We start from the raw sequence: 1019 nt of genomic DNA, 5'->3' as shown, positions 1-1019 counted from the left end.
GGCGACCGAATGGCGGCCGCTGGACCTAGACACCGCCATCGACATGGTGGCCGACCGCTTCGTCGAGGCCCGCCGCCGGGATACGGCCCGCCGCCCGGGTACGGCCCGCCGCCCGGGTACGGCCCGCCGCCCGGGTACGGCCCGCCGGCGTGGCAATCCGGCCCCCGTGTTCCGGCAGCGGTCAAACCCGGCATCATCCCGTTGCGGCCACTCACCCTGGGTGACATCTTCAACGGCGCGGTCGGTTACGTCCGCGCCAATCCGAAGGCCACGCTGGGGCTGACGACCGTCGTGGTGGTGGTCATTCAGATCGTGACGAAACTCGCCGTGTACGGGCCGCTGGCGGCCTACGGCAGGTTGAGCACCGACCACGCGAAGGAACTGACCACCGGGGTCATCGGCGCCTGGTTGACGTCGATGAGCGCCGGCGTCCTGGTCGCCTGGCTAGGCGGCATGCTGTTGTCCGGGATGCTCACGGTCATCGTCGGGCGGGCGGTGTTCGGCTCGCCGATCACCATCGGCGAGACGTGGGCCAGGATCCGTGGGCGCCTGCTGCCCCTGTTCGGTCTGGCCCTGCTGGAGGGGGCCGCCCTGGCGGTCGTCGCCGGGCTGGTGATCGTGGTCATCGCGGTGCTGGCAATGAAAGCCGCGGTCGCCGTGCTGACCAGGAAGAACTTGCTGGCGATCTCGAACGGCACCGCGACCGCCCCCGCGATGACGGACGTCACCAGCAGTGATAACAGCCGAATGCCCAGCACCCGCCAGAAGCCGTTGCGTACCAGAGCGAATGATCGGGTGATGGAGTCCAGGACCGGGAGCCGCTCCAGCACGATCAGCACGGGCGCGAACAACACCACCGTGTACAGGTACATCAACAGCGCGATCACGGCCAGCACCAGCGGCAGACCCAGCACGACCGCCGCCGCGGCGTTGCCGATGGCCGCCAGCACCGCGATGACCACGATCACCAGCCCGGCGACGACCGCCAGGGCGGCCCCCTCCAGCAGGGCCAGACCGAA

The 1019-nt window shown here is 69.9% G+C and carries 2 pseudogenes; one reads left to right on the top strand and one right to left on the bottom strand.

The features are described 5' to 3' along the window. Positions 1–9 precede the first annotated feature (9 nt). Positions 10–663: pseudogene (locus A9X05_RS32700) on the top strand (hypothetical protein); the annotation flags it as partial. Here A9X05_RS32700 and A9X05_RS32695 read toward each other — a convergent pair. Beyond that, positions 615–1019, bottom strand: a pseudogene (locus tag A9X05_RS32695) (hypothetical protein); the annotation flags it as partial. The pseudogenes A9X05_RS32700 and A9X05_RS32695 sit on opposite strands and share 49 nt — an antisense overlap.

This window comes from Mycobacterium sp. E3298, assembly GCF_001666895.1.
Lineage (GTDB): Bacteria > Actinomycetota > Actinomycetes > Mycobacteriales > Mycobacteriaceae > Mycobacterium.
This window is presented reverse-complemented; position numbering and strand designations above follow the sequence as displayed.